This window comes from Bradyrhizobium sp. INPA03-11B (assembly GCF_040446015.1).
In the GTDB taxonomy this organism is placed as follows: Bacteria; Pseudomonadota; Alphaproteobacteria; order Rhizobiales; family Xanthobacteraceae; genus Bradyrhizobium; species Bradyrhizobium macuxiense_A.
On the sequence record NZ_JASGSR010000123.1, the window covers coordinates 1 to 22,843 of the forward strand.

Sequence of the window (22,843 nt, forward strand, 5' to 3'; positions counted from 1 at the left end):
GCGGCCTCCTGATCGGGCTGGACGCGAGCGCATCGCTGCGGATCCTGCTGTTGGTGTTCGCGCCGCTGAGCCAGTTCTGCGCGACCATGTTCTCGGTCCGCCTCCCGGAGATCGCAGCCGAGCTGCGCGCCGGCAGACGCCGCGCGGTCGTCGCCGCGGCGCGCGAAAATGCCCTGCTGCTCGGGTCGATCGCCGCCGCCTACGGCGCGATGGTCGTGCTGTTCGGCCAGCGTATTCTCGCCCTTGTCATCCACGGCCAGACTTATGACATCGGCACCGGCAGCCTCGTCTTGATGGCCCTTGCGATGGGGCTCGACGCGGTGTGGCTCGGCCTTGCGCTGCCGCTGTTTGCGACCGGCAGGCCGCAGCGGTTCATGCTGAGCCGCCTGGCCGGCCTCGTCGCGCTGTGCTGCGCGCTGCCGTTCGCGGCACAAGCATGGCTTGTGATGGGTGCGGTTGCGGCAATGGTGGCCTCGAGCGCGGCGTCGGTGATCACAGTCGTGCTGACCAATCAGGCGCGGGAGCAGGCATGACCGACGACGCGCGCGGCTCGCTCCCGAGGCTGCATATCGGCGCCTTCAATTGCGGCATCGAGGGCTGGATCAATACCGACATCACGATGCATTTGTGGATCGCACGGGTGCCGTTCGCGGCCAAAGCGCTGCATCTGGCAGGCCTCTTGAGCGACGCCCGTTATGCCGAGCATCGCCAGGGCAAGTTCGCCGGGCTCCGCTACATGGACCTGACCAAGCCGCTGCCGTTCGCCGATGGCAGCCTCTCGGCCGTGTTCAGCGCGCATGTCTTCGAGCATCTGTTTCCCGACGAGATCGAGCGGCTGGCGCGCGAGATCGCGCGGGTGCTGGCGCCGGGCGGGGTGTGCCGCATCGTTGTCCCGGACATGGAACGGATCGTCGCGCTCTATGATCCCTCTGCACCGCAGGCCTTCCTCAAGGGCGTGTTCGAGATCGAGCGCCGCAGCGAGGCCGCCTTCGCACATCACTGGGGCTATACCCGTGCTTCGCTCGCAACGCTGTTCCGCGACGCGGGGTGTTCGGAGACCCGCACAAGGGCGTATCGCGAGGGCGTCTGTCCCGACATCGACCGGCTCGACAACCGGCCGGATGAGTCGATCTTCTTCGAGGCCATCAAGTAACAGGAGACTGATAGTGCTGGGCGCCATTCAGGCCCGTTTTTCCAGTGCGGCACGCCGGCGGCGCGGCGAGTTCCTCGTGCGCACGGTGAACCTGCCGCTCAATGCGAGGATTCTCGATCTCGGCGGCGGCACCGGCCGGCACATTCGCGCAATCCTGCCGTTTCATACCGACATCACGGTCTGCGACATCTCGGCCGAGGATCTGAAGACCGCGCGCGAGCGCTTCGGCTTCAAGAGCGTGCTGCTGCAGGAGACCGAGCGCCTGCCGTTCGACGATCAGGCGTTCGATTTCTGCTTCTGCTCGTCGGTGATCGAGCATGTCACCGGGCCGAAGCAGGACGTCGTGACGATCGCGAGCGACGCGGACTTTCTGAATGTCGCGCGCGAACACCAGAACCGCTTTGCCGGCGAGATATCGCGGGTTGCAAAATCCTTCTACGTGCAGACGCCTTACCGGTACTTTCCGATCGAGAGCCACACCTGGCTGCCGGGCGTCATTGTGCTGTTGCCAAGGCGGCTGCAGATCTCGCTGATCGAATTGTTCAACCGCTTTTGGTTCAAGCGGACCACGCCCGACTGGCATCTGTTCGACTGGCGTGAGATGACGGAAACGTTTCCCAACGCGAAGATCTATCGCGAACGATATCTCGGCATGACCAAGTCGCTGATGGCGATCAAGGCTTGAGGCAGACGTCTGCCCGCCGCATCAGCTGTTGCGGCGAGCCAGGATATTGATCAGCGTGCCCACCATCGGCCGGCGATCGAACGCCGGCGGGAGCGGGGAGCCGGCAAAGCCGGTAGCCAGCATCGTGAGACCATGCTGTCGCAGCAGGCTCTGCATCGCGGCCGGCGAGGCCTCGAATTTGGAGAAGGCGAGGTAGCGGAACAGCGGCCGTGCCGACACGCGCGAGGAGGCCGCATGCGCGAGCTTGTAGCTCTGGCGCAGCAGCGAATCGCGATTGGGGATCGAGACCAGCAGCAATCCGCCCGGCTTGAGCACGCGATGGATCTGGGCGAGGCACGGCGCCACGTCCGGCACATATTCCAGCACGCTCGCGCACAGCACGCCGTCGAAGGATCGATCCGCAAACGGCAGGCTTGCGATGGTCGGAATCTGCCGGAATGTGAGCCGTTCGGCCGGCGAGCCGTCGGAGGGGCGGCCGCGTGCCGCCGCGATCATCTCCGGCGAGGCGTCGACGCCGGTGACGTCGCAGCCGCGTGCGGCGAGCAGGCGTGAGAGCGTGCCGGTGCCGCAACCTGCATCCAGCCAGCGCTGCCCGTCGAGGTCCGCGTTTCCGAGCAGATCGAACATCGCGGCCGTGCGCGCCCTGAAGGTGCGGCTCTGGTGCAGCGTCTCCCACCCCGACGAAATCTCGTCGTGAAAGCGGATTTCAGGACGGTCGCGGGCCATGGTGGCCATGGTGTTCCCTACCAGTGGAAGCCGCTCACTCGGGCGCTGACCTCATCGGGCAGTCCGATGTCCGACAGTTCGAGCACGGTCTGGTCGGCGCGGCTTGCCTTCAGCGCCGCGACGAAGCGCGGATCGGCCGTCGTCAGCACGATGATGTCGGCCCATTCGATCGTCTCCGCCACATCGTGATGCAGCAGGCCGACCAGGTCCGGGTTGCGCATCAGGAAGTCCCGGTTGGCGCCGATCAGCTGCGACAGCTGCACATTGGGGTCGTAGATCCGGATCTCGCGCTGTTCGCCGCGCAGGCTTTTGACCAGTTCGACGAACGGGCTGTCGCGCACATCGTCGGTGCCGGCCTTGAAGCTGATGCCGAGGAAGGCGATGCGGCGGCCCTCATGCGACAGGATCCAGTCGGCGCCGCGCGACATGATCATGTCGTTGCTCGGCAGGATGCTTTCGAGCACCGGGGTCGACAGCCCGCGGCTGTGCGCCAGATGCTTCAACGCCTTGACGTCCTTGGGCAGGCAGGAGCCGCCGAAGGCAAAGCCCGGCCGCAAGTAAGCCGGCGAGATGTTGAGCCGCGTGTCCTGCATGAAGATGTTCATGACGTCGCGGCCGTCGATGCCGAGGGTCTTTGCGATCGTGCCAATCTCGTTGGCGAAGCTGACCTTCAGCGCATGCCAGCTGTTGTCGACATATTTGGCGAGTTCCGCCGTCTCGACCGGCGGCGTGATCTTGGCGCCGGGCAGGTCCTTGTAGAGCGCCATGACACGGTCGGCGGTTTCCTGGTTGAAGGCGCCGACCACGGTCTTGGACGGCGCGTTGAAATCCGCGATGGCGCTGCCTTCGCGCAGGAACTCGGGATTGAAGGCGAGGTCGAAATCGCGCCCGATCTTGTTGCCGGAGGCTTCCTCGATCAGCGGCCCGACGGTGCCGCGGGTGGTGCCGGGCAGCACGGTGGAGCGGATCGTCACGGTGTGCGGCGCGTTCTTCGCGCGCAAACCGCGGCCGATCTCGATCGCGACCTGCCGGATGGCGGTCAGGTCGAGGTTGCCATTTCCGGATGACGGCGTGCCGACGCAGACCATCGATATGTCGCTGTTGACGATCGCCTCGGTGGCATCGGTGGTCGCGGTCAATTGACCGGTTGCAACGGCGCGCGCGACCTTGTCCGAGATGCCCGGCTCGATGACCGGCGATCTGCCTTCACGGATCAGGTCGACCTTCGCGACGCTCTTGTCGACGCCGATGATCTGGTGGCCGAGTTCGGTGAAGCAGGCGGCGCAGACCGTCCCGACATAGCCAAGGCCGAAAATGCTGACGTTCATGCTTCGACCTTCAATAACGCAGGGACTTGCAACAACGCAGGGACTTGCGCGCGGCCGTGGCCGCGTCGTGTTTGACGTGAGTGAGGCGGCAGGGCATTCAACGCGAGGCCCGCCCGGCGGCCGCATTGGCGTTGACGCCGGAGGTTTGTGACGCGGGTCGCTCGCCGGCCGCGCTCGTGCGCGGCGCGCGGCTCTGCCAGGGGATTTTCCTGGCGAACAGCGCCTCATAGGCGGCGAGCAGCTTCGGCTCCTCATGCGTCCAGGACAATTCGCGCTCGACGCGGCTGCGGCCAAAGGTACCCATCGACTGGCGCTGCGAGGGATCATCGATCAGCGTGATGATCTTGCCGGCGAAGTCCTGCGGGTCGTTTTTCGCCGCGTAGAGCGAGGCGTCGAGCGCCGAGCGACGGCCTTCGCGGACGTCGAATTGAACGATCGGCCGTCCGAGCGCCATGTATTCCATGATCTTGTTCATGGTGGAGATGTCGTTCATCGGCGTGACGCGGTCCGGATTGACGCAGACGTCAGCGGTCGAGAGCATTGTGAACAGCGCATCGTCGGCGATGGCGCCGGTGAAGTTCACGTAGTCGGAGAGCCGCATCTCCTCACAGAGCTTGACCACCGCATTCCATTCCGGCCCGGTGCCGGCGATGTTGAACTGGATGTCGGTGCGTCCGAGGTCGTGCACGATGTGGCCGATCGCCTCGAGCAGCAGATCGATGCCTTCGGACTGGCCGATCACGCCGACATAGCCGACGCTGTAGCGCCGGCCACGACGCCAGGTCGGATCGGCGGGGCGAGAACGCACGCGGTCGAGATTGGGGCCGGAGCGCACCACGAAGACCCGGTTGGCCGGCATCCGGCCGCGCGTGATCGCGATCTCGCGATAGGATTCGTTGGTCGCGATCGAGATGCTTGCGGTCTTGAAGGTGAGATATTCGACCAGCCGCAGCAGATGCCAGAAAAAATCCTTGCGGCCGAATTTCGCCTCATAGAGCTCGGGATTGACGTCGTGATGATCAAACACGAAGCGCTTGCCGCCGAGCTTGAACAACAGGCCGATCAGGAAGATCAAATCGGGCGGATTGCAGCCCTGGATCACGTCGAAGCCGTGCTTCCACGCCACCTTGATCGCGAGCAGCGTCTCCCAGAACAGCGCGACCGGATATTCGATCAGATAGGCGGCGATCCCGCGCGCTTCCACCGGCATCGGATGGCGGTAGATGTGAATGCCCTCGAGGCATTCGTAAGATTCGTCATGGCCGCGGCCCTTCGGGCAGATCACCGAAACTTCGTAGCCCGCCTTGCGCAGCGACGTTGCCTCGCACCACACCCTGCGATCGAAAGGAACCGGAAGGTTCTCGACGATGATCAGGATCCGCCGCGGTGATGGTTCAGCTCTCGACATCTGCGATGATCTATACCATTGACCTAACAGCATCACAATCCGACTAACATCGGCATTAACATACGCGGCTTCCATTATGCAATCCCGGCACCGATGTGACGGCGACGAGACAGGGACATGGCAGGCAGAGTGAGGGATTGGGGTCAAAGGGTGTTGATTGCACTGGTTTTGAGCACGGCGCTGCCGGTTGCCCATAGATGGCCGCTGCAATGGAGCGGCGCGGCCGGAAACGATGCGCTCAATGTGAGCCGTGTGAATGCCGTGATCCCGCCGTCGCTTTTCGGCATGACGATCAACGCGATTGGACAGTCGCAACCATGGCCCGAGCTCAAATTCGACGGCGTTCGGCTGTGGGGCGCGATTTACTGGGCGCAGATCAACCCGGCGCCCGGCATCTACAATTGGGCGCGCTTCGACGCCATCCTTGCGGCGGCCGAGCGCGAGCATGTCGAGATCGTGCTCAATCTCGCTTACACGCCGCGCTGGGCCGCGTCGGTGAAAGATGCGCCGCCGGCGTTCTCGCCCGGCGCAAGCTCGCCGCCTGCCGATCTCGCGTCATGGGATGAATGGGTACGCGCCGCCGTCACCCGTGCCGCCGGCCGCATCAAATATTGGGAAATCTGGAACGAGCCCGAGGATCCCAAATATTACTCGGGCGATATCCCGACCATGGTCCAGATGCAGAAGCGGGCCTATCAGATCATCAACGCCAGCGATCCCAACCTGACCGTGCTGACGCCGCCGTCCAACGGCACGCCCGACGGCTATCGCTGGCAAAAGGCCTTCATGGCGCAAGGCGGCGGACAATATGCCGACGTGTTCGCGTTCCATGGTTATACGAGCGAACCCGAAGCCGTGCTCGGAATCATCGCCCGCTTCAAGCAGATCCTCGCCGCGCACGATCTGTCCACGAGGCCGATCTGGGACACCGAGGCCGGCTGGTCGTCCTATGAAGACAATCCGGACGGGTGCCTGGCGCGCGCCTACATCCTGAAATGGATCAGCGGCGTCGATCGGTTCTACTGGTACGAGTTCGCCGGCGGAGGCAGCGACTTCGGCAAACTATGGGACCCGGCGCGCGGGCTGCTCCCGAGCGGAGTGGCCTACCGCACGGTCCAGAAATGGTTGGTCGGCGCCAGCGTCGTGGCCGCAGGCAGAACATCGGCGTTGATCTGGCGCGTCGAGCTTCGCATGCCGGATGGCCGCAACGGCTTGATCCTTTGGACCACCAAGGGGCGGTCCTCCTATCGGGTCGACCCGGGTTTCAGCCGTTACCAGGGCCTCGACGGTGGCGAAGGAGCCGTCGCCAACGGCGAGGTCGAAATCTCACCCAAACCGGTCCTGCTGCTGGAATGATAAGAATGTTAATCTGCAAGCCACGAGGCAACTTTGATGATATTCCCGACTTCATTGCGGGCGGCGGGCGCGATACAAGAGTATTGTTAACTCGAGGCGATTGACCGACTGTGAAGCAGATCGCGCAGAACTATAAGAGCGGCGAGCTCAAGCTGATCGACGTGCCGGCGCCGCGCTGCCGCCCCGGCGGCGTCCTGGTGCGCACGGCGTTCTCGGCGGTGTCGACCGGCACCGAGATGATGAAGTTCACCGAAGGCCGGCTGTCGCTGCTCGGCAAGGCGCGTGCGCGACCCGACCAGGTGGCCAAGGTGATGCGCTCGGTCCGCCAGCAGGGACTGCTTGCGACCTATCAGAAGGTGATGAACCGCCTCGATTCCTACACGCCGCTCGGTTATTCGCTGTCGGGCACCGTGGTGGAAGTGGGCGAGGGCGTCGGCGGCTTTTCGGTCGGCCAGCGCGTGTGCTGCGGCGGCAATCAGTATGCAACCCATGCTGAATATAATTGGGTGCCGGTGAACCTCTGCGTGCCGCTGCCGGACGGTGCTGCGCTCGACCAGGCCGCATTCGCCACGATCGCCTCGATCGCGCTGCAGGCGATGCGGCAGTCGGAAATCCGCTTCGGTGAGACCGCCTGCGTGATCGGCCTCGGCCTGATCGGGCAGATTATGGTGCGCCTGCTGCGCAGTGCCGGCGTCGTGGTCACAGGGCTCGACAGGCTGGAGGCGCGCTGTCGTCAGGCGGAGGCGGCGGGCGCTGCGGTTTGTGCCGTCGCATCTGATGATGCCGCGGCCGGGTTTCGCGCGCGGATCGATCAGCTGACCGCAGGAAACGGTGTCGACTGCGTGTTCATCACCGCAGGCAGCGACGATCCCGATCTCGCATCGCGTTCGGCAGCACTGCTGCGCGACCGTGGCCGCATTGTCGATATCGGCAAATGCACGCTGAACCTGCCGTGGAACGAGTTCTACGACAAGGAACTCGACGTTCGCTTCTCGCGCTCCTACGGCCCGGGCCGTTACGATCCGCTCTACGAGGAGGGCGGGATCGATTATCCGATCGGCCATGTGCGCTGGACCGAGAAGCGCAACATGGAGGCGATCGTCGCGCTGCTTGCCGACGGGCGGCTCGATTTCTCCTCGCTGATTTCCGAAGCCGTGCCGTTGGAGCAGGCGACGTCGGCGTTCGAGCGCATGAGCCGGGGCGAGATCGGCCTCGGCATGGTGTTCGCCTATCCTGAGGCAGCACCTCGCACGATGCAGATGATTTATCGTCCGGCCGTTGCCCTGCGCAGCGGCCGGGTGCGGCTCGGCGTCATCGGTGCGGGCAATTATGCCTCCAGCATGTTGTTGCCGCAGCTTGCCAATCACGCGCGCGTCGATCTCGTCGAGGTCGCCACCAACACCGGCCTGAGCGGCGCCACCGCGGTGCGCAAGTTCGGCTTCGCGCGGGCCTCGACGGATGCGGCCTCGGTGCTCGAGGCCGACGACATCGACGCCGTGTTGATCGCGACGCGTCACGCCTCCCACGCCGACCTCGCGATCCGAGCGTTGCGCGCCGACAAGGCGGTGTTCGTCGAAAAGCCGCTGGCGATCGACACCGATGCACTCGATCAATTGGAGCAGGTGATCGGCGAGACCGGCAACGACCGGCTGATGGTGGGCTTCAACCGCCGCTTCTCGCCGTTGCTGCAAGGCATGCGTGCGGCGTTCGCGGCCGCCGGGCCGCAGACGCTGCAATATCGCGTCATCGCCGGCCCGCTGGAGAAATCATCCTGGTATCTGCAGGCCGAGAGCGAAGGCAGCCGCTTCGTCGGCGAAGGCGGGCATTTTATCGACGTGTTGTCATGGTGGCTCGGCGCCGAGCCCGTGCGTGTTTCGGCGAGTTCCGCGGGCAAGGACGTCGACAATCTCGTTGCCACCTTCGACTTTGCCGACGGGTCGGTCGCGAGCCTCAGCTATCTCACCGGCGGCGATCCGCGGGTGCCGAAGGAAGCGCTCGAAATCTCGGCAAGCACGGGCTTTGCCGCCTTCGACAATTTCTCGGGCTTCGAGCTCTGGCACGCCGGGCAGCGCACGGCGAAGAGCGCGCGGCTCGACAAGGGGCAGCGGCCGATGCTGGATGCCTTCATCACGGCGGTCGCATCGGGGGCCGCAATGCCGATCGCGCTGGAGTCGCTGCTCGCGACCACCCGCGCAACCCTCGCGGTGCAGGAGAGCGCGGCTGTGGGGATGCCGGTTGATCTGACGATCGGCGCGACAGAGCATGCCGTCGTGCGTGCCTCGACTGCATTGAGATGAATCCGGCCTGGTATTTGCGCCGGCTGCAGCGCATGGAGCCGTCCGAGCTAGCCGGACGGGTGAACGATCAGGTGCTGCGTCTGCTCTGGCGCATCACGCCGCCCGATATCGCACGACATGCCAGCGCCAGGCTCGCGCCGGGCCCGCGGCAGCCACGGCTGAAGCCGTTGCCGTCGCCGGCGGGCGCGCCGCGGCAAGCCGCCGAGCGGCTGATCCAGAGCGCCGAGCGGATCCTCGCCGGCCACTGGCGGATCTTTGCCAGGGATCATGCTGCGCTCGGCGAAAGGCCCGACTGGTTCGTCGATGTCCGCAGCGGCAAGCGGGCCCCCGCGGATATGTACGCGTTTGCGGTTCCCTATCGCGACGAGGCTGCGGTCGGAAACATCAAATACATCTGGGAGCCGTCGCGTCACCATCATCTCACGGTGCTGGCATCAGCGTATTACCTGACCTCGGACGAGCGTTACGCCAGACGCGTGGCCGAACATCTGACGAGCTGGTGGCGTGAAAATCCATTCCCCCGCGGCCCGCACTGGATCAGCGGCATCGAGCTTGGCGTGCGGCTGATCTCCTGGGCCTGGGTGCGCCAACTGCTGCAGACCTGGCCCGGCGCGCCCGCGCTGTTCGAGGACAACGAGCTGTTCGTGACGCAGCTTTACGCGCATCAATTCTGGCTGTCGCAATTCCCGAGCCGTGGCTCCTCCGCCAACAACCACGTCATCGCGGAGGCTGCCGGGCAGTTCGTGGCGGCCTGTGTGTTTCCGTTCTTCCGCGACAGCGCGCGATGGCGCGAGCAATCCGCCGGCACGCTGGCACACGAAGCCGTTGCGCAAACCCTCGCTTGCGGCAGCAACAGCGAACTGGCGACCGATTATCACGGCTTTGTCCTCGAACTCCTGCTTGCCGCGGCGGTGCAGGGCGAGTCGTCCGGACATCCGCTTGGCGATGCGGTCTGGACGACGATGTGCCGCATGAGCGACGTCATCGCCGCAATGCTGGACGATGGCGCCCATCCGCCGCGCCAGGGCGATGGCGACGATGGCATCGGCCTGTTGCTCGACGATCACGCCGGCAATCGCTGGCTCGGTCTGCTCGCCAGCGGCGCGCGCCTGTTCGGCGATCGGCCATGGTGGCCCGGATTGCAGGAGCCCGATCTGCGCACGTTCCTTCTGACCGACGGCGTCAACGCGCGTGCGATCGCGGCGCGGCCTGCGCGCCGCCCGTATTTGCTCGATGCGGCGGGGCAGACGTTTCTGGTCGATGCCGACAGAGCGGTGTGGTGTCGCTGCGATCACGGCCCGCATGGCTTCGGCCGCATTGCGGCGCATGCCCATGCGGATGCGCTGTCGCTCGAATGCAGGATCGGCGGCGTCGAGATCCTCGCCGACCCCGGCACCTATTGCTACCACGGCGATCCGCGATGGCGCGCCTATTTCCGCTCCACGTTGGCGCACAACACGCTCCGCCTGTTCGCGCGCGACCAGTCGGTGTCGGGCGGGCCGTTTCTCTGGACGCGGCATGCGCAGAGCCGGCTGATCGCTTCAAACGGCCTGGATGATCGTGATGCGGACGCAAGCTGGGTCGCGGAGCATTCGGGATATCAGGACGAAGCCGGTCTCGTGCATCGCCGCTCGGTGCGATTGCAGCGTCCGGCGATGCGGCTCGTCGTGTCAGATATTGTGCTTGGCGATGAAGGGCTTGCGATGCCGGCGAGTCTCAGCTGGCATCTCGGTCCTGAGGTCGAATGCAAGCTCGACGGACGCACGGCGCAGCTCGCATGGCCCGGCGGACGCGGCGAGCTCGATCTGCCGGCGATGCTCGACTGGACATCGTATCGCGGTGACGAGGCCACGCCGGCCGGCTGGTATTCGCCGTCCTTCGATCTCAAGGTGCCGGCAACCACGCTGATCGGCTCAGGTACGCTCGCTACCGGCCAAGATCTGGTGACCGAGCTGCGCTGGTTTCCCGATCCGGCGCGCCGGTCATGAAGATCCTGGTCGCGCACAACAGGTATCAGGGACGCGGCGGCGAAGACGTCGTGTTCGAAGCGGAAGTTGACCTGTTGCGCGGCGCAGGACACAGCGTTGAAACGCTCACGGTCAGCAACGAAGCGATCAACTCGCTCGCCGCGCGGATCGCGACGACGCTGTCGATCGCCGATAATGCAGAGGGGAAGCAGCTCGTGGCGGAAGCGATCGACCGCTTCCGCCCCGACATCGTGCACGTTCACAATTTTTTCCCGCTGCTGTCGCCCGCCGTGTTCGATCTCTGCCGGCAAAAGCGCGTGCCCGCGGTGGTGACGCTGCACAATTATCGCACCATCTGCACCGGCGGCATGCTGCTGCGTGACGGCCGCATCTGCCACAAGTGCCTGGACCACGGCCATCTCTGGGGCGTTGCCCATCGCTGCTACCGCGGATCGCTGCCGGGCTCGCTGGCCTCGGCCTACATGATCGCGCAACATCAGCGCCGCGGCACCTGGACGCGTCCCGGTCTGCGGCTGATCGCGCTGACGCAGTTTGCTCGAACCCTGTTCACGCAGGCCGGCTTCGACGCCGGCCGGATCGACGTGAAGCCGAACTTCATGGCCGATCCGGGGGCGCCTGATCCGGCCATGCCGCGCGCCGGGCTGCTCTATGTCGGGAGGCTGAGCCGCGAGAAGGGCGTCAGCGTGCTGCTCGACGCCGTTGCGGGGACCGATGTGCCGTTGCGGATCATGGGCGAGGGGCCGGAACGCGCCGCGCTCGGGGCCCGGGCGCCCGGTCATGTCAGTTTCCTCGGCGCGCGCTCGCGCGCGGAGGTGCTTCGGGAAATGGCCAATGCCCAGGCATTGGTCGTGCCGTCGTTATGGTACGAGGGATTTCCCATGGTGGTGGTCGAGGCCTTCGCGCAGGGCACGCCGGTGATCGCATCCGAGATCGGCGGGCTTGCCGAAGTGGTAAGCGCCGGCAAGACCGGCGCGCTGGCGCCGCCGGGCGACGCGGCCGCACTGAGAAGCCGGATTGCTGAGCTTCTGGCCGCTCCCGATCGTGCCGTGGCATGGGGGCAGGCCGCACGGGCCGCCTATCTCGCGCGCTACGCGCCGGATGAGAATCTCCGGCTGCTCGAGGCCATCTACGCGCGCGCCGCGGCTGAATGAGCGATGCAGGCGGTTGCTCCGCCCGGGTCGGGCGCGGTCCTGCGCGGTTTCTGCGTCGTCGTCCCTAACGGGTCGCGGCAAATCTGATGTTAATTTGTTATATCGGGCGCTTGCTCTGACGCCGCCAGCTTCGACGAGGCGGTCGGATTGCTCCCGATTCTGCGATCGATTCCCCGATTTTGGCTCGCCCGGAGCCTGGGTTTGCAACCGGAACCAGCCATAACACCAGTCAGGCTGCCGGCCGGTTGTGAAGTTTGACGCTTTTTTGCAAAAGCTCTCACGCGGCGCAGAAATATTTTTTCAGAGCAGAAAATCGCTTCGAAGCATGCACAACGTCAGCGAAATTCCGGGCATTTGCGCGATCTCGCGGGTCGATGAAACCCCGTATAATCACTACCCTTTTTTGCGTCGCGGCTAACATTTGGGATTTGCCTGCGCTGAATGTTAGAGTGGGTGCGAAGTGGTGCTAAGTCTCACATAAATCAAATGGAACCGGTCGTTAATGGCGCATTGCTGATTGACACTCCGGCATTGCGGACTTAACAATGGACTTAACAAGTTCGTAACGTATGTCCACATTTGAGCCGCGTCGCAACAAACCAGTTGTGATTCAACGGCTTAGGTGCGGACGAGCGGCTTGAATCCTCGTATCCCAAAGCAGGGGCTACATCGATGGCGACTTACAATCTCGACCAGACTGACCTGAAGCATGCGATCCACTCGATCGATCACGCGACCCAGCAACAGATCCTCGACTATCTCATCAACGCGGGCATCGGCTTCACCAGCCCGGATGACGGCACCAAGATTCCGGTGCAGGAAGGGGCTGGGATCAGCAACCCGGATCCGAACGCCAACGTTCTGATCGAAACCAACCCGAATAACACTGTTACCACCGACGCCAACCTGAAGGCGATCATCGAAGCCACCAACAAGGACGTGACGCTGACGGTGAACGGCAGCACCCCGGTGTTGGTCGCGACCGGCAACGGCAACGATCAGATCTTCCTCAACAACACCGGTGACACCACCGTCTTTGCCGGCAACGGCAACGACACCATCTTCGGTGGTGCGGGTCACGACTCGCTCTCCGGCGGCAACGGCAACGACGTCCTGATCGACAACGTTTCCGGTCACAGCACGCTCGATGGCGGCAAGGGCAACGATCTGCTGTTCGGCACCGGTGCCGACACCCTGATTGGTGGCGCCGGCAACGATACGCTGTACGGCGGCAACTCGTCGACCCTGGAAGGCGGCAAGGGCAACGACGTGCTGGTGTCCGGCAGCACCGCTGGCAATTCCAGCACGCTGGATGGCGGCAAGGGCAACGATGTGCTGTACGGTGGTGCGGGCAACGATCGTCTGTTTGGTGGCGACGGCAACGACACGCTGTATGGCGGCTCGGGCGACCAGGTCCTCGAAGGCGGCAAGGGCAATGACGTCCTGGTCGGCGGCGCGGGCAACAATCAGCTCTACGGCGGTGCGGGCAACGACGCGCTCTACTCGAACTCGGACGCGTCGCACAGCTCGATCCTGTCCGGTGGCGCGGGCAACGACTCGCTCTACGGCGGTGCCGGCAACGACACGCTGTATGGCGGCTCCGGCCACGACACCATGATCGCCGGCTCGGGCAATCAGACGCTGATCGGCGGCAACGACGGTTCGTCGTTCGTCGGCTCCGAGACCGGTACGGCCTCGATGGTGGGCGGCTCTGGTCAGGACTACTTCTACCTGTCCAACCTCCACAGCAGTGACACCATTGACGGTGGTGCCGGCAGCAAGGACTCCCTGACCTTCCTGGATCACTCCTCGACCGACGTGACCGGCATCACCGCCGGAAAGGATGGCTCTCTGGACGTCAACTTCAGCAATGGCCAGACGACCCAGATCAGCAACATCGAATACCTGATCTTCAACGATGGTCACTCGACCAAGCTGTAAGATCCCAGGTCTTCACGACTAGGTCTTCACTAAGCCAAGGCGCCGCCTCAACCCAGGTTGAGGCGGCGCTTTTTGCGATTACAGGTGGTGTTCAGAAATGTTGTCTGATATTCTTGCAGTGTAGCGGCCTGCTCCAATTGTTAGTCATCGAGATGGTTTGAGTATTTGCCTAGCGATTATGTAGCGCGTTCAAGCAGGGGCTACATCGATGGTGACGCAAAACGTGAACCAGACGCAGCTCAAGGCGGCGATCAGCTCCACGATCGATCACGCAAGCCGGCAACAGATTCTCGACTATCTGATCAGCGCGGGGATCGGTTACACCAGCCCGGATGACGGCGCGACGATCCCGGTGCAGGAGGGGGCCGGGATCAGCAACCCGGATCCCGACGCCAATGTTCTGATCGAAACCAACGCCAACAATACGATCAAGCTTGACGCCAAGCTGAAGGCGATCATCGAAGCCACCAAGAGCGACGTGACGCTGACCGTGAACGGCGCCGCTCCGGTGATCGTCGCGACCAGCGACGGCAACGACGAAATCACCATCAACAACAACCGCGGTACGACGGTTCTTGCCGGCGCGGGCAACGACACGGTGCACGGCGGCGGCGTGGGTCACAGCCAGATTTACGCCGGGGCCGGCAACGACTGGCTTTGGGGCAGCAGCTGGTCGGACCTGCATGGCGGTAGCGGCAACGATACTCTGCTGTCCGGCAGCTCGCTGGACTCACCGGACCGGATCAACACCCTGGACGGCGGTAGCGGCAACGACAAGCTGTTCGGTGGTTGGGGCAATGATCGCCTGTATGGCGGCGCCGGTGACGACTGGTTGAGCGCGGGTTATGGCAACCAGATTCTCGACGGAGGCGCGGGCAATGACACGCTCGTTGCCGGCGTAAACAGCTGTCAGCTGTACGGCGGCGCCGGCAACGACGTGCTCTACGCGGACCTGTTTGCGAATCAAGGCTCACTGCTGTCGGGCGGTGACGGCAACGACACGCTGGAGGGTGGTGCCAGCGGCGTTGCCGACACGCTGGATGGCGGCGCCGGCGACGACCTGCTGAAGGGCGGCATCAGGACTGCTGCGGAGTACGGTGGCAGCGGTAACGACATTCTCTATTCAGGCTCCGGCGCGACGTTCGGGACGTTGCTCGATGGCGGTGAGGGCAACGACACCTTGGTTGCCGGTGCCGGGTTTAACCCTGCCGATATCGGCTCCGACACGCTGGACGGCGGTGCCGGCAACGATCTGCTGATCGGCGCAGCCGGGACTGTTGCGGAATATGGTGGCAGCGGCAACGATGCGATCTACTCGCACTCGGATGCGTCGCACGGCACGATCCTGGACGGCGGCACCGGCGACGACTCGCTGTATGGCGGTGCCGGTACCGACACGATTTACGGCGGGGCCGGCAACGACCTGCTGGTCGGCGGCAAGGAGACCGTCGCCGGGTACGGCGGCAGCGGCAAGGACGTGCTCTACTCGGGCAGCGATGCGTCGCACGCGACCTTGCTCGATGGCGGTGATGGCAACGACTCGCTCTATGGCGGTGCGGGCGCCGACACGCTGTATGGCGGGGCCGGCAACGACCTGCTGGTCGGCGGCAAGGAAACCGTTGCGGAGTATGGTGGCGCCGGTAACGACGTGCTCTACTCGGGCAGCGATGCGTCGCACGCGACCTCGCTCGATGGCGGTGACGGCAACGATTCGCTCTATGGCGGTACCGGTAACGACACGCTGCATGGCGGCTCTGGCCACGACACGATGGTCGCCGGTTCGGGCATGCAGACGCTGATCGGCGGCAACGACGGTTCGTCGTTCGTCGGCTCCGCCACCGGTACGGCCTCGATGGTCGGCGGCTCCGGTCAGGACTACTTCTACCTGTCCAATGCCACCAGCAGTGACACCATCGACGGCGGTGGCGGCAGCAAGGACTCCCTGACCTTCCTGGATCACGCTTCGACCGACGTGACCGGCATCACCGCCGGCAAGGATGGTTCTCTGGACGTCAACTTCAGCAACGGCCAGGTGACCCAGATCAGCAACATCGAATATCTGATCTTCAACGATGGTCACTCGACCAACCTATAGGACCTGAGGTCCGCGCCAGGCGAAGGTATCCCCTCAATCCTCGTTGAGCCGTGTTGCGTCCGAACGTGACGACCGGAACTTGGTCGCCCGGTCCGCGTCGCATGCGTCGGTCTCCATGATAAGTTCCACTTCAATCGACGGACGTTAGAACGTTAGTTCGTCACATTCGGACCACGTAGCTTTTGTAAAGGCGTGTAACTCGCTTGATACAACGCGTTGTGATGGCTTGCTGCGGCCCTGGCAACCTTTGGACAAGACGAACGATCGCTGCAGAAACCAGCTGCATCATGTGCGAACCGCGGAGCTCTCGAATTGGCCAAGAAAAAAATGCTGAATGCCGGCGCTGGATCGACGGTTGCCAAGCGGATCCAGCCGCTGCTGTCATCGCATGACTGGGAGGAGATTCGCCTCGACGTCGACGGAAGCGTGAAACCGGACATCGTCGGCTCGATCACCGATCTCGCCAAATTGTGCCGGCCGGCCTCGTTCGACGCGATCTGGTGTTCGCATCTGATGGAACATCTCTATGCCCATGAGATACACCCCACATTCGTCCAGTTCCGCGAGGTCCTCAAGCCGGACGGCTTCGCGCTGATCATGTCGCCCGACCTGGAGGCGGTGGCCCAGCACATGCTGACCCAGGGCCTCGGCGCGGTCGCCTATGTCTCGCCGGCCGGTCCGATACGGCCGCTCGATATGATCTATGGGCACTCCGGCGCGATCGAGCAGGGCCGCCATCATATGGCGCACAAGACCGGCTTTTCGTGCGACCGGATGGGAAACCTGCTGCTCAGCGCCGGGTTTCCGACCGTCTCCGTTCGCAGCGCGAATTTCGAGGTCTGCGCGCTGGCGCTCATGCCGGAGGCCGAGGACCGGCGGATCCAGCCGCAGATCGAGGCCTGCGGCTTCGACTTCCGGGAGACGGTGACGGCCGCCCCGTGATTGTCGATGTTAAATAATGTTATAAGGTTCCGTGGTTAAACCAACGGCAGCAAGTGCCGGAACCGGCTCCCTTGCCTGTTCCGACACATATATCTTTTCGGAACCGCATGCTGAAAATGCTGCGTTAGCGAACTAACAGTGATAAGTTATATCTCGCTAACGACCCGATCTTGCGCAGTCGAAACTTCGAGGCATCCATGACCAAACACCTCTCGCTCGTCGGCGCACCTTCGGTGGAGGGGCTGCCACCCTCGGGCCTCGCGTGTCTGGTCATCGTGGCAAGGCAGCACGGTCTGCACCTGACCCCGACCCAGCTCATCCAGGACAATCTCCTGGGCGACCGGGAGGTCACACTCCCCGAGCTTCTGAAATGCGCGAATTCCTCGGGCATGACGGCAAAGGCCGTCACGCTGGACTGGAAGGGGCTGAGCCATCTCAAGCGGGCGCTGCCGGTGATCGTCCGCCTGCGCGACGGCAGCCACATGGTGCTGCTGCGGCTCGAGGGCGATGAAGACAGCACCCGGGTGGTCCTGCAGGATCCGAACGCGAGCGAGGATGCGCTGCTCGTGATCGATCAGCCGCGCTTCGAGGACATCTGGTCGGGCGACGTCGTCATGGCCAAGCGCGATTACGAGATTTCCGACGAGACCCAGCCGTTCAGCTTCGGCTTCGTCACCGCATTGCTGTTCCGCGAACGGCGTATCTTGCGCGACGTCGCGATCGCGGCGCTGATCCTTGGCTTCATGGGCCTCGGACCGATCATGTTCTGGCGGCTGCTCTCGGACAAGGTCATCTTCTACAAGGCCTACAACACGTTCTACGTGCTGTGTATCGCGATGTTCGTGCTCATCCTGTTCGAGGCGGCGTTCACGTTCCTGCGGCAGTACCTGGTCCAGCGTCTGACGGCGCGGCTCGACGTCAAGCTGTCGACCTACGTGTTCGAGAAGGTGCTCAATCTGCCGATCGATTACTTCGAGCAGAATCCGGTCGGCCTGATTTCGCGGGATATTCGCGAAGTGTTCCGAATTCGCGGCTTTCTGACCGGACAGCTGTTCGGGACCATCCTCGATTCGACGACGTTGTTCTTCTTCCTGCCCGTCATGTTCTTCTTCAGCCCGATCATGACGCTGATGGTTCTCGCCTTTGCCGGAATAATCGTAACCTGGCTGATCCTGATGCTGCCCGCCTACCGGAAGAAATCCTCGGCGACTCTGGCCGCTGAAGGCGTGCAGGGAGCGTTTCTGATCCAGAGCCTGAACGGCATGCGGACCATCAAGTCGCTGGCGCTCGACACGCGGCAGCGCCACATGTGGGATGTGCTTGTGGCGCGTGTCGCCAAGGCTCGCCTTGCGGAAGGCCTGACCGGAACCGCCATTCAGACGGTGGTGAAGCCGCTGGAACGGCTGGCGGTGAGTGCTCCCTATGCGTTCGGCGTCTACCTCGCGGTGTCGAGCGGCGATCCAGTCTACGTTGGAGCGCTGTTCGCGTTTCTGATGCTGTCGCAACGCGTTGCCGGCCCGCTGATGCAGATGGCCCAGCTCATCAACCAGTATGACGAAGCGCGCACCGCGGTCACGATCGTCGGCAGGCTGGTCAATCAGCCGCCCGAGGAGGGACGTTCCGGCCATGGCGTTCGGGTCCCGCTGAAGGGGCATATCGAATTCTCCGGCGTCACGTTCAAGTACAAGGGCGCGGTGTCCCCGGCGCTGAACAGCATCTCCTTCGAGATTCCGCTCGGCACGACGCTGGGCGTGATGGGCAAGAGCGGCTCCGGCAAGACCACGATCACGCGGTTGTTGCAGCGCCTGCACTCCGACTACGGCGGTTTGATCAAGGTCGACGGTGTCGATGTTCGCGAATACGATGTCGATCATCTCCGGCGCAATGTGGGTGTGGTGCTGCAGGAGAACTTCCTGTTCAGCGGCACGATCCGCGAGAATATTGCGGCCGCCAAGCCCGATGCGACCTTCGACGATGTCGTAAGGGCCGCGCGACTGGCCGGCGCCGAGGAGTTCATCGACAAGCTGCCGCGAGGCTACGAGACCTATATCTACGAGGGATCGACCAATCTCTCCGGCGGCCAGCGTCAGCGCCTCGCGATCGCGCGGGCACTGATCGTCAATCCGCCGATCCTGATCCTGGACGAGGCGACCAGCGCGCTCGATGCGGAGAGCGAGACGATCGTGAACGCGAACATTTCGCGGATCGCGCAGGGGCGCACGCTGATCATCATCTCGCATCGCCTGTCGTCGCTGACCAAGGCCGACGCGATCCTCGTGCTCAATCGTGGCGTGGTCAACGATATCGGCCGCCACGATGAGCTTTTGGAACGAAACGACATCTATAGCTCGCTCTGGTACCAGCAGAACACGCATCTGGTGCCGGCGGGCCGCACCGAAAAGAACTTCAGGAGCCCGACCCTTGTCTCCTAATCAAGCTTCGCTCGCGACCGTCCGCCAGTTCCAGTCCGAAACCGATGCGATCCGCGAGGCGCCCGAGCCGCTGCTGGCCCGCGCGACGCTGTTCGTCCTGTCGGCGTTCATGGTAGCCGTCGTGGCGATCATGTGCTTCACGCGCGTCGATCGGGTGATCACGAGCGTGGGCGGCAGGATCGTCCCGGTCGATCAGATCAACGTGCTGCAAGCTTTGGACGCATCGATCATCAAGACGATCGATGTTCGGGAGGGTGAGCAGGTCGAGACGGGGCAGCAGCTCGCGACCCTCGACTCGACATTCACCGCTGCCGACGTCACCCAGTACACGCTGCAGATTGCGAGCCTCGAGGCGCAGGTCGCGCGGGACGAGGCCGAATTGTCCGGAAAGCAGTTGTCGTTCGGGCAATCCAAGGACCCCGAGGTCACCAGATACAACGCCTTGCAAAAGGCGCTCTACGATCAGCGCGTCGCGCAGTACCACGCGCAGGTGAACAGCTACGATTCCAAGATCAGTCAGACCGAAGCGACGATCCAGAAGGCGAAGAAGGACGACGAGCGCTACAGCCAGCGTGCCGATATCGCCGGCAAGATCGAGGACATGCGCTCGACGCTAGCCGAAAGCGGCAGCGGGTCCAAGCTGAACCTGTATTTGTCGCAGGATAATCGGCTGGAGTTGCTGCGCCAGATCGACAACACGCACAACACCCTGCTGGAAGCGCAACACCAGCTGGAGTCGCTGAAGGCGGATCGCAACGCCTTCACCGAGCAGTGGAACGCGCAGCTCAGCCAGGATCTGGTGACGACGCGCAATAATTTGGATACGGCCCGCTCGCAGTACGACAAGGCGATCAAGCACCAGGACCTCGTCCGCTGGACGGCGGCCGAACCGTCGGTCGTGCTGACCCTCGCCAAGCTCTCGGTCGGATCGGTGTTGAAGCCGGGCGATCCCTTCATTACGTTGATGCCGCTCAAGACGCGACTCGAAGCGGAGATCCAGATCCTGTCGCGCGACGTCGGCTTCGTCCGGCCGAACGATCCCTGCACGATGAAGATCGATGCGTTCAACGCGGCCGAGCACGGCACGGCGCAGGGCAAGATTCGTTGGATCAGCGAAGGCGCCTTCACCACCGATGATGACGGAAAGCCCGTCGATGCCTACTACAAGGCGCGATGCTCGGTCGACGAGACCAACTTCAAGGATGTTCCGAAGAACTTTCGTCTCATCCCCGGCATGACGTTGCAGGGCGATGTCAATGTCGGCACCCGTTCGGTGGCGATGTATCTGCTCGGCGGCATGCTGCGCAGCGCAAAAGAAGCGATGCGCGAGCCATGACGGTGTTGACGCGATCCCTTCTCGGCCTGCTCAAGCCCGGGTCGTCCCGTTCGGAGGCAACGCAGTTCGAACGGGGACTGGAGGCTTACGAGAACCGGCAGTATCTGGAGGCGTTGCGCTTCTGGAGGCTGGCGTCGCGGGCCGGCAATCCGGAGGCGGATTACCGGATCGGGTTGCTCTATGCGAGGAACGAGGGTGTTATCGGCAACATTCCGGACGCGGTCGCGTGGTACGAACGCGCCGCCCTGAATGGACATACCGAAGCGCAATTCCAGCTCGGCTTGATCTACTTCCACGGGGTCAAGGCGTCCGTCGGACCGAACAAGCCCGAGATGTGGCGGCAATCCACTGCGGCGCGCCTCGGCGACAAGGCGACCAATCTCCACGATCTGGTCTTCCCGAACGGAATCGGCGTCTCCAGGGACCTCGACGCCGCCTTCCTCTGGATGTCGGTGGCGGCGGAGGCCGGCAAGGCGGACGCGCAGGCGATCCTGGGCGACATGTACGCCAACGGGCAAGGCTGCACCAAGGATCACACCGTTGCCCTGCGCTGGTACGAGGCCGCGGCGGAGCAGAAGGCGGCGGCAGGCGAATTCGCGCTCGGCGACGTGCATTATCAGGGACGCGGCGTTCCCGTCGACTTCGCGCAGGCCGCGATCTGGTATCACAAGGCGGCGGAGCAGGGCCATGTCCGCGCGCAGGTTGCGCTCGCATTCATGTGCCTCAAGGGCACCGGGCTTCCCGCAAATGTCGAGGAAGCGGCGCGGCTATTCCAGAGCGCGGCTGCGCATGACGATGCGATCGCGCTGTACAACATCGCGCTGTTGCGGCTGAGCGGCAAAGGGGTTGCCAAGGATCTCGACAAGGCCGAGACCGCCTTGCGCAAGGCGGCACGCAAGGATTACCTGCCGGCGATCCAGGCGCTGGCCGAGTTCTATGCGCTCGGCACTGCTGCCGAGCCGGATCTGCGCGAGGCGGCGTATTGGTACGAGAAGGCGGCCGAGCGCGGTGACGTGCAGGCGCAGTTCTTTACCGGACGCTTCTATGCCACCGGCACCGGCGTGCCGCCCAGCGTCCGCCAGGCGGCGAAATGGTTCGAACGTGCGGCCGAGAGCGGTCACGCGACCGCGGCCCACAACATCGCGGTGTTCTATCTCAACGGCAACGGCGTGACGCGCGATGTCGCGACCGCGATCAAGTGGTTCGAACGCGCATCCGAGGGAGGCATCAGCGCCGCAGGCGTGCAGCTGGGCCGGCTCTACTCGGCGGGCAACGGCGTGCCGCGCGATCAGGTGCGTGCAGCCGAATGGCTCAGCAAGGCGGCCAATGGCGGCGACGCCGATGCCAAGACCGCCTATGCCGTGTTCCTGATCCAGGAGGAGCCGTCCGAAGCGCGTCTTGCGCAGGCACGCACGTTGCTGACCGATGCCGCCGAGGGCGGTCATTCCGCGGCGGCGTTTCAACTCGGCGGGCTTCACATGGGAAGGTCCGGCGGCACGGTCGATCTTCCGGCGGCGGCGCAATGGTTCAAGCGCGCGGCAAGCGCCGGCCATGTCGAGGCGCAGCACACGTTGGCGCTGCTGTATTCCGATCCGAAGAGCGGCCTCAAGGATCCGCAGGCCGCTGCCGGCTGGATCGTCAAGGCTGCCGATGGCGGCAATGCCGCAGCACAGTTCAAGCTTGCCGTTATGTATTGTACCGGGCAGGGCGTCGCGCAGGACCTTGCGCAGGGCGTGACGTGGTACGAGGCCGCGGCGCGTCAGGGCCACACGACGGCGCAATACAACCTTGCGGTGATGCTCGGGCGCGGCCAGGGCCGCGAGGCTGATCCGGCGAAGGCGGCCGAGTGGTTCGCGGCAGCGGCGGAGCAGGGCATGGTCGAGGCCCAGCTCGCCATCGGCGACGCACTGCGTGCCGGCAACGGCATCGCGCAGGACCGCGACCAGGCGCTGCATTGGTATCGAAAGGCGGCGCAGCAGAACAACGAAGGCGCGCTACGTCGTCT

Annotated in this window: 15 protein-coding genes and 1 pseudogene; 13 read left to right on the forward strand and 3 right to left on the reverse strand. The window is 64.0% G+C overall.

The features are described from left to right. From QMZ05_RS33585 to QMZ05_RS33595, 3 genes and pseudogenes are all read left to right on the forward strand, one after another. A pseudogene (locus tag QMZ05_RS33585) lies at positions 1-533 on the forward strand (polysaccharide transporter); the annotation flags it as partial. Continuing rightward, positions 530-1,153: a methyltransferase domain-containing protein gene (locus QMZ05_RS33590; protein WP_353704651.1), complete on the forward strand. Its 624-nt coding sequence runs from the start codon at positions 530-532 to the stop codon at positions 1,151-1,153. The pseudogene QMZ05_RS33585 and the gene QMZ05_RS33590, both read left to right, overlap by 4 nt. A 13-nt stretch (positions 1,154-1,166) precedes the next feature. Continuing rightward, positions 1,167-1,838: a class I SAM-dependent methyltransferase gene (locus QMZ05_RS33595; RefSeq protein WP_353704652.1), complete on the forward strand. Its 672-nt coding sequence runs from the start codon at positions 1,167-1,169 to the stop codon at positions 1,836-1,838. Positions 1,839-1,859: 21 nt separating this feature from the next. Here the strand turns inward: QMZ05_RS33595 and QMZ05_RS33600 are convergent, their stop codons facing one another. The 3 genes from QMZ05_RS33600 to QMZ05_RS33610 form a co-directional block, all read right to left on the reverse strand. Beyond that, positions 1,860-2,573 (reverse strand): class I SAM-dependent methyltransferase, encoded by a 714-nt coding sequence (locus tag QMZ05_RS33600; RefSeq protein WP_353704653.1) that lies wholly within the window; start codon positions 2,571-2,573, stop codon positions 1,860-1,862. A gap of 8 nt (positions 2,574-2,581) precedes the next feature. Then, positions 2,582-3,892: a nucleotide sugar dehydrogenase gene (locus QMZ05_RS33605; protein WP_353704654.1), complete on the reverse strand. Its 1,311-nt coding sequence runs from the start codon at positions 3,890-3,892 to the stop codon at positions 2,582-2,584. A gap of 97 nt (positions 3,893-3,989) precedes the next feature. Further along, positions 3,990-5,300: a glycosyltransferase family 4 protein gene (locus tag QMZ05_RS33610; protein WP_353704655.1), complete on the reverse strand. Its 1,311-nt coding sequence runs from the start codon at positions 5,298-5,300 to the stop codon at positions 3,990-3,992. Between the two features lie 150 nt (positions 5,301-5,450). Here QMZ05_RS33610 and QMZ05_RS33615 point away from each other — a divergent pair, with 150 nt between their 5' ends. From QMZ05_RS33615 to QMZ05_RS33660, 10 genes are all read left to right on the forward strand, one after another. Further along, on the forward strand, positions 5,451-6,656 hold the full coding sequence (locus tag QMZ05_RS33615) for a glycosyl hydrolase (RefSeq protein WP_353704656.1): 1,206 nt from the start codon (positions 5,451-5,453) through the stop codon (positions 6,654-6,656). A 110-nt stretch (positions 6,657-6,766) separates the two neighbouring features. Continuing rightward, complete coding sequence (locus QMZ05_RS33620) at positions 6,767-8,953, forward strand: bi-domain-containing oxidoreductase (protein ID WP_353704657.1); 2,187 nt, start codon at positions 6,767-6,769, stop codon at positions 8,951-8,953. Further along, complete coding sequence (locus tag QMZ05_RS33625; RefSeq protein WP_353704658.1) at positions 8,950-10,941, forward strand: alginate lyase family protein; 1,992 nt, start codon at positions 8,950-8,952, stop codon at positions 10,939-10,941. Before QMZ05_RS33620 ends, QMZ05_RS33625 begins: the two co-directional genes overlap by 4 nt. Further along, positions 10,938-12,092, forward strand: a complete 1,155-nt coding sequence (locus QMZ05_RS33630; RefSeq protein WP_353704659.1) for a glycosyltransferase — start codon at positions 10,938-10,940, stop codon at positions 12,090-12,092. The genes QMZ05_RS33625 and QMZ05_RS33630 overlap by 4 nt, the downstream gene beginning before the upstream one ends. Before the next feature lie 672 nt (positions 12,093-12,764). Then, complete coding sequence (locus QMZ05_RS33635; RefSeq protein WP_353704660.1) at positions 12,765-14,033, forward strand: calcium-binding protein; 1,269 nt, start codon at positions 12,765-12,767, stop codon at positions 14,031-14,033. Positions 14,034-14,241: 208 nt separating this feature from the next. Further along, the gene (locus QMZ05_RS33640) at positions 14,242-16,128 is read left to right on the forward strand and encodes a calcium-binding protein (RefSeq protein ID WP_353704661.1); all 1,887 of its coding nucleotides are present in this window, start codon (positions 14,242-14,244) and stop codon (positions 16,126-16,128) included. Between the two features lie 327 nt (positions 16,129-16,455). Continuing rightward, on the forward strand, positions 16,456-17,070 hold the full coding sequence (locus QMZ05_RS33645; protein ID WP_353704665.1) for a methyltransferase domain-containing protein: 615 nt from the start codon (positions 16,456-16,458) through the stop codon (positions 17,068-17,070). A gap of 197 nt (positions 17,071-17,267) precedes the next feature. Beyond that, positions 17,268-19,502, forward strand: a complete 2,235-nt coding sequence (locus QMZ05_RS33650) for a peptidase domain-containing ABC transporter (RefSeq protein WP_353704662.1) — start codon at positions 17,268-17,270, stop codon at positions 19,500-19,502. After that, the gene (locus tag QMZ05_RS33655; protein WP_353704663.1) at positions 19,492-20,838 is read left to right on the forward strand and encodes an HlyD family type I secretion periplasmic adaptor subunit; all 1,347 of its coding nucleotides are present in this window, start codon (positions 19,492-19,494) and stop codon (positions 20,836-20,838) included. Before QMZ05_RS33650 ends, QMZ05_RS33655 begins: the two co-directional genes overlap by 11 nt. Continuing rightward, positions 20,835-22,843: SEL1-like repeat protein (locus QMZ05_RS33660; RefSeq protein WP_353704664.1), on the forward strand; the 2,009-nt coding region annotated here is incomplete at its 3' end. The genes QMZ05_RS33655 and QMZ05_RS33660, both read left to right, overlap by 4 nt.